Annotated in this window: 9 protein-coding genes and 1 riboswitch; of the genes, 1 reads left to right on the top strand and 8 read right to left on the bottom strand. The window is 36.3% G+C overall.

Translation table 11 applies throughout. The features are described 5' to 3' along the window. Positions 1-179: 179 nt before the first annotated feature. The 7 genes from BANA01_RS24075 to BANA01_RS24100 form a co-directional block, all read right to left on the bottom strand. Positions 180-1,055: a 5'-methylthioadenosine/S-adenosylhomocysteine nucleosidase gene (locus BANA01_RS24075; protein ID WP_063254988.1), complete on the bottom strand. Its 876-nt coding sequence runs from the start codon at positions 1,053-1,055 to the stop codon at positions 180-182. A 173-nt stretch (positions 1,056-1,228) separates the two neighbouring features. Then, positions 1,229-1,330: riboswitch (purine riboswitch) on the bottom strand. 183 nt (positions 1,331-1,513) lie between these two features. Next, complete coding sequence (locus BANA01_RS24080) at positions 1,514-2,584, bottom strand: NAD(P)H-dependent flavin oxidoreductase (protein WP_034674703.1); 1,071 nt, start codon at positions 2,582-2,584, stop codon at positions 1,514-1,516. 17 nt (positions 2,585-2,601) lie between these two features. Then, a complete protein-coding gene (locus BANA01_RS24085) occupies positions 2,602-3,441 on the bottom strand; it encodes a hypothetical protein (protein ID WP_034674701.1) in 840 nt (279 codons plus the stop codon). 372 nt (positions 3,442-3,813) lie between these two features. Next, positions 3,814-3,945, bottom strand: a complete 132-nt coding sequence (locus BANA01_RS30700) for a hypothetical protein (RefSeq protein ID WP_268875113.1) — start codon at positions 3,943-3,945, stop codon at positions 3,814-3,816. Positions 3,946-4,332: 387 nt separating this feature from the next. Then, entirely contained in the window at positions 4,333-4,416 is an 84-nt protein-coding gene (locus BANA01_RS30805) for a putative holin-like toxin (RefSeq protein WP_369689651.1), read from the bottom strand. 130 nt (positions 4,417-4,546) lie between these two features. Beyond that, the gene (locus BANA01_RS24095; protein WP_034674696.1) at positions 4,547-5,452 is read right to left on the bottom strand and encodes a TIGR01777 family oxidoreductase; all 906 of its coding nucleotides are present in this window, start codon (positions 5,450-5,452) and stop codon (positions 4,547-4,549) included. Between the two features lie 131 nt (positions 5,453-5,583). After that, complete coding sequence (locus tag BANA01_RS24100) at positions 5,584-6,165, bottom strand: cupin domain-containing protein (protein WP_034674747.1); 582 nt, start codon at positions 6,163-6,165, stop codon at positions 5,584-5,586. Positions 6,166-6,419: 254 nt separating this feature from the next. On the opposite strand from BANA01_RS24100, the gene BANA01_RS29710 reads away from it, so the two are divergent. Next, entirely contained in the window at positions 6,420-6,563 is a 144-nt protein-coding gene (locus BANA01_RS29710) for a hypothetical protein (RefSeq protein ID WP_157411878.1), read from the top strand. Positions 6,564-6,848: 285 nt separating this feature from the next. Here BANA01_RS29710 and BANA01_RS24105 read toward each other — a convergent pair. Next, a partial coding sequence (locus BANA01_RS24105) for a cold-shock protein (protein WP_169803742.1) occupies positions 6,849-6,954 on the bottom strand: 106 nt, incomplete at its 5' end.

Here is a 6,954-nt window from a genome sequence, read left to right on the forward strand (position 1 = left end):
ATAAATACTATTCATATTGCTACTTTATACATATTAACATGATGGCTGTATGTTTATAAGCCTATAAATTAAAACTTACTATTCAATGTTGTTATTATCTTGGACCTCTCCTGGTATTTGGAAATCTAATAATGAGAAAATGCGTTTCCACGAAAGTAGAAACGCATTCATCAGATCCATTATTTACTTTTTATCATTGAAATATATTCTTTAACGACTTCATAAACATAATCTTGGTTTGCGGCTGCTGTACCCGCATTATAAGTACCGCCATTTGTTATATTATTTGATAAGATTCGAACACCGAGGAAAGCCACATCGTATGCGTCTGCAATTTGCGCTACGGATGCCCCTTCCATTTCTTCTACATCTGTACCGTATTTTTCATGAATCCATTGAATTCGATCCACTTCGCTATTCCAAAAATCTGCTGAACCAATGGTACCTTCGACAACCTTACCCTTTGTGTAGGTGTCTTTTACTGCATTAGCAGCGGCAAGTAAATCCTTGTCTCCTTCATAGTGTCGGACCTGATTAGCACTATCATCTGACCCGCTTCCTTCTGAAGCCATTAGATCCATCGGAATCCATGAAGTTGGATCAATTCCTTGTCCAGCTTCCAAGTGGGTTGTTTTTAATGAACCAATATTTGTCGTTGTTTTCCCTAACACAATGTCAAATACATTTAGCTCTGGATTATGTCCACCTGATGTACCTTGGTTGATGATCGCAATTGGTTTATATTTTTCAATGGCTACTGCTGTGGCAGCTGCTGCATTTTCCATACCTTTCCCTGTTTTTGCAACGATGACAGGGTAATTATTTAATTTTCCTTTGTAAAAAACAAAGTTTCCTGATCTTTCCACTTTCACTTTATCTAATTTTTTCGCAAAGTTTTCCGCTTCTATCGGCATAGGACCTTGAACGATGATAGGCCTCTGTGCCCCTTCAACTTCTGTTTCATTTAGTAAAGATGAATTACACCCTGCAAGCATCGCGAACATGCCTGAAATAACAGCCACTGAAGCAAATTTCTTTAACGTATTCTTTTTCATCATTAACCCTCTCCTCTTTCTCTAGTTGTTTGTTATACTCGCTAGTTGTTTCCAAAGAAAAAAGTCTAGAAAGTGCAGGTGAACCTGCCTTCTAGACCTACGAAAGTCAAAGTATGAACAATTTAGCAAAAGAAATTGCTGAATCATATAACGACAGCTGCATAAATACCGAACAGCCGAATACTTTAACCCGTAGTCTAGTTCTTAATGGGAACCAGGTAGAAACACTCAGACCATATTACCGAGTATATACGAGTAATGTTTTTTATGATTATTACTTTCTTAATATAACAAACTAATAAGAGTTATTCAACTAAAAGGTGAACATTAATAAGAATTTACTACTAAAATATTCGTGTTTTAGGTTGAAAGTAACATACTATTGGCTGTTTTTCCCTTTTTTTTCAAAAAGAAAAGCGATTCTTCGTGTAGAAGGATCGCTGTTAATTCCTAAATCTTTATAGAATGATTTTAGCTTCAGTTAAAATGGTATGGAATAGCATTTTAACACTTTGATGTTTCGCTAATCTTGGACTTTGTCCAGACCATAGTGAGAGATAATCTGTGTTATGTTGAGAAGTGGAAGCTTTTCTTAAAGGTTGAGTAAGTGCATTTTGAACTGGGAAATCTGGTAATAAATCTTCGTGTTGCTCCATTTCCTCGATGAATTTATTTTTAATTCCTCTTGCCCACTTGCCTGAAAAGGCTCGAGTTAAGACTGTCTGGTCTTCTCTTGCATGGATAATAGCTTCTTTATATACCTGATGTGCACCGCTTTCGATACAGGTTAAGAAAGCAGTACCCATTTGGACACCCATTGCCCCTAAGCATAAGGAAGCCATTAAACCCCTTCCGTCCATAATTCCACCAGCTGCAATAACAGGAATGCTAACCTGATCGACTACTTGTGGAATCAATGACATTAAACCGATTAAACTTTCATCACTTTCTCGAATAAAGTTCCCTCTATGTCCTCCGGCTTCACTACCTTGTACCACAACCATATCCATACCTGAATTTTCAACTTCAATGGCTTCTTCTACTGTAGTAGCTGTACCGATCACCAAAATATTATTTTGTTTTAGTTCGGCAATCACTTTCTGAGAAGGAATACCAAATGTAAAGGAACAAATGGGTACTCTCTCTTCGATGATCACGTTGATTTGTTCATCAAATGTATCAAATAGTTTGTCACATGTTGGGATGTCTATGTGTTGATCTTGGCGTAATTGTAGTTGTTGCTGAAAGGGCTGTAGAAGCTGAGTGGCTGACTTTACTTCACTATCTGTATAAGCAAATTCGTTAGGAACAAATAAATTAATACCAAATGGACTTTTTGTTAACTGTTTTATTTCCTTGATTTGCTCGCGGATTTGAGTAGGAGTCATATAGCCAGCTCCAATCATGCCAAGACCTCCAGCATTTGAAACCTCCCCTACTAGTTTCGAAGTCGTTATTCCGCCCGCCATAGGAGCTTGGATAATTGGGTACTCGATTTTTAAAAGTTTTGTCATTTTATTTTTAAACATAGAATTTACCTCGTTGGTTATATTTTCATCGACCTAGTTTTAGTTGGATTATGAATCAGAAGCCATTTTTCTGATTCCTGTATCATCCAATCACCAAATTCATGTAAAAAAGTTAGAATCTCCTGCGCGTTTGTGGTTGGTTCGATTGCATAAAGGAGAGCTTGTTTCATTTCAGCTAATTTTTCAGGATAATGCTTGGAAAATATTTTATAAGCAGGGTACAAATCTCTTGTATAAAGGTGTTCTTCTTCAATAACGAGTGCCAGTCCAGCTCGTACGATAATTTTCATAATCCAGCTGCAACAATCTACTATATCATCCATATCATCATTATCTACTAGGTCTTCCTTTGCTTGAACAATTTGTTCTTCAAGTTTAATCAAGTGATCATTTCCAAGCGTTTTGTCAGCCTTAAAAGCGGGTAAGTCTTGTATTAGGTCTTCTCCATATACACAGATACTATGTGTCTTAAGCATGAAAGGAATGATTGAAAAAGTACTAGTTTCTAAAATTTCGTCTAAATGATAGAAACTTAATTCGACTCCATTAATACTACTAAATTTAGCATTTATACTCTCTTCAACTTCACTTGTCCAATGCAAATGTAATTCATTTGGTTTTTTGTATGTAATTGCGATTGTGTCTAGGTCGGAAACTCCAAAAATCCCTAATCCTCGCGGGATCGAACCTCTAATATAAATACTATGCAGGTTAGTGCCTAAATGGGAATGATATTCTTTTAATACTTCATTGATTACTTGTAGAAATTCAGGTTGTATTTTATTTTTATTTGAATCATTTATTAGGTAGCTTTGGTTTGTAAGACAATAACGCCCAATATTCTTAATTTTTGCCAATCATTTCACTTCCTATTTATTTAGTGTAACACAGTCTTCACATACAAATTTGCCTTCATTTCTTAAGTAGGCAATAATTTCCGTAAAACCTTTACGCTTAGGATATTTCATTTTTACAAAAACCATTTCCTCTCCTTTAATTTCCTTCTCGCAAACCATACATTTGGGTTTTTCCCACAACATGACGAAAACATCTCCTATTCGATCAACGAATGTTTTGAATAAAAAGTATGTATATATCCATTTTATAAGTTAATGTGGGCGAGGACAATCTATACCCATCAAAACATAATCCTATCCAGCAAAAAAGGAACTTTCCTATTTAAGAAGTTCCTCTTTTTCAAGTGTTATTTTATAGTCAATCAGAGTACCTTACTTCATCTTTATAGGTGTAACCACGGCATATAAATTCTCCGTTGGATCGGTTACGTTAATTTCAATAACCTTAAATCCATCAACATTGCTCTCGTTTTTAGTAGTCAGCTTAATAACATTGTTATTCATTTATACTTACTTCCTTCCCAAAAAAATTCTCACAGAAGTTACTATATGATGGAGTTTCAAAAATGTGCATGATTTTTATAATGATTGAGTAAAAAAAGTTTAAAGTCGGCGCAATCATTCTCTACTAAACCTATTATAGTTCGTCCTGTCCGAATAAGCTTTCTCTTCCAATGTAAAAAAGTTGACAAAATAATCCTACACAGTTTCTCAAAAACACTGATTGGTGTTTCTTTTTTCCTATTTTTCGTTATAATATAGATAGGCGTGAACATAAAATAAAAAGACCGAACATGGTGCAACATGTCGGCCTGCAATAGACGGTCGCTCAAAAGGATCGGCTAGTATGAGTATAAATAATCCACCTGAGCCTGCTAACTCAACGGTGGGTTATTTTTTTTGATTAAATGTCAGAATGGCAATGACTAAACTAGCAAAACCAAACATAATCATTAGGGTTTCAAAAACTGTCAAACAGCATCACCCCCTTTCCATTGGGAGCATGCCGAAACCTCTAGAGACAACCTTTTCTATTGCCATTTTAGTATACCATAAACAATATAATATAAGAACATACATTCGATTTTATTGGAGAAATTATCTATTAATAGTGCGTTAACAAATCCACTAAAGCCGACCGGAGTGTTGGAAACGTGAATGTAAAACCTGATTCTTGCAACACTTTCGGTATTACATGCTGCCCTTCCAAAACGAGTGCACTTTTTTTCCCTAACACTAGTTTCATCGCAAATGCAGGCACAGGAATCCAATGAGGTCGATGTAAAACCGAACCGATCGTCTTTCCGAAATCGTTCATTTGAAGTGGTGAGGGTGAAGTAACATTGACGGGTCCACGTAATTCCTCAGTGTTAAGGGCAAATACAATGGCACGAACAACATCCAAAACATGCACCCAGGATACCCACTGTTCGCCGGAACCTACTTTTCCGCCAACAAATAGACGGTATGGCAGTGCCATAAGCGGTAGTGCACCGCCCTCTTTACCAAGCACAACACCAAATCTCATGAAGACCGCGCGAACAGCATATTCTTCTACTTGTTTCGCTTTGTTTTCCCAGTCGTGTACCGTCTTTCCTAAAAAGTCATCTGCTCGGTCCGAAGATTCTTCTGTATAGGCAGTTTTTACAGAAGCGGGATAAATACCGATTGCACTGGCATTGATAAGGACAGCAGGCTTTTCAGGCAGTACAGAAATAATCCTTAGTATCTCATCGGTTGCGGTCATCCGACTATCATATATTTGTTTTTGGTGCGTCTTGCTCCATCTACCATCATTGATGGAAACACCGGCTAAGTTAATAAAGGCATCTGCAGTTCTTATTTCCTTTTCTGGTGAGGTACCTTTATCGAGCCATCTTACATATTCGACCTTCCCGTCCTGCTCAAGATTTTTTCTTGTTAAAATGACAATACTATGTCCTTCTGCTAGAAGCATGTCTGTTAACTTTTTACCGATAAATCCTGAACCACCTGCAATAACAATCTTCATTTTACCTCCCCCATTGGCCAATCTTCTTGATATATTCTTTTAAAATTATACCATTTCATACCAGAAAAAAATCTATAAAAAAAATAAGCCTCAATATACCAGCACGTATATTGGGCTTATTATTTTTATGCTTATCTATGGTTTTCGGCAGCCATTGCCTCTGCCTTCGTTCTATGAACAGTTCCAAACGGATGCTGTGGTGGGGCATAAATGGAATAAAGTTTAAGTGGTTTATTCCCTGTGTTGGTTACATTGTGCCACGTACCAGCAGGTATCATGATGGCAAAATCATCGGAAACCCTCTTTTGAAAGGATAGGTTATCCTTTGAATGACCCATTTGAACAACTCCATTTCCTTCTTCGACACGTAGGAATTGATCGATATGAGGGTGTATTTCTAGACCAATATCCTCCCCAACGTTGATACTCATTAGTGTCACTTGGAGATGATTACCCGTCCAGATAGCGGTACGGTATGTCTTGTTTTGTTTAGAAGCCTCATTGATATCGACAACAAATGGTTTTTTTCCATGATCTTTTATTTTGCCGGCTCTTACCTCATTGACAGGATGCCAGTGTCGATAAGGATATGCATAGTCATATTCATCACTATACCCCCTATACATCGTCTGACCTTCGTAGTTATACATTGGATTGTTGTAATGATAAGGATTTTGATGATTATAAGAGTGCATATAAGGATCATAGTACATATTACTCATTCCCTTCAAAGAATACTCCCGTTATCATATTCTTTTTGTTTAGGGAATGTACCTACATTGTTAAACAATCAAGATTCATTATATATAGTACTTCTTCAGCCTACATAGTAGAATGAACAAGGAATTTCATAATACATTCGCTTTTTTCTGATTGTATTTTAACATTCCACCTAATTACATTCCTTGAAAACTAGAATAAGAAAAGGTGCAGGACACAAACTATGTTAAAAAGGAGAGTGTATATTATGGATGAAAAGGATTTAAGACAGGACGCTAGTAATACATTACGTACGGATAAACAGAAAACTTCAGATATCGTAGCAAGCATTGATGAATTGAAAAAAGAGCATGAACCTGAGTATGTATTTTTATATTGGGATGAAGAGTGAAATGGAAATGAATAGTAGATAAAGTAAAAAAACCAAAGCTATAGGGGGATAGGGTAAATTTCACGGTATTGCATGATTGTAACCACAGTTAGCTAGAATAAAATGTATTTATATAAAGGTAATTAGGAGAATTTGTGATTATGTGATACACTTTGTTTACCATTTGATTTACTGTTTACATGTGCCCTGCTCATTCGTGAGCAGGGTTCCTTGTTTTTAAAAATATTTTAAAATAAATAAAAAACAGACTCTATATAAAGAGCCTGCTCGAGTTTGGTTTTATTATTAAGCTTTACGTACGTTAGCTGCTTGAGCTCCACGTTGACCTTGCTCAACATCAAAAGTAACTGCTTGACCTTCGTCTAAAGATTTGAAACCTTCGCCTTGGATT

This window comes from Neobacillus niacini NBRC 15566 (assembly GCF_001591505.1).
Taxonomy (GTDB): Bacteria; Bacillota; Bacilli; order Bacillales; family Cytobacillaceae; genus Neobacillus; species Neobacillus niacini.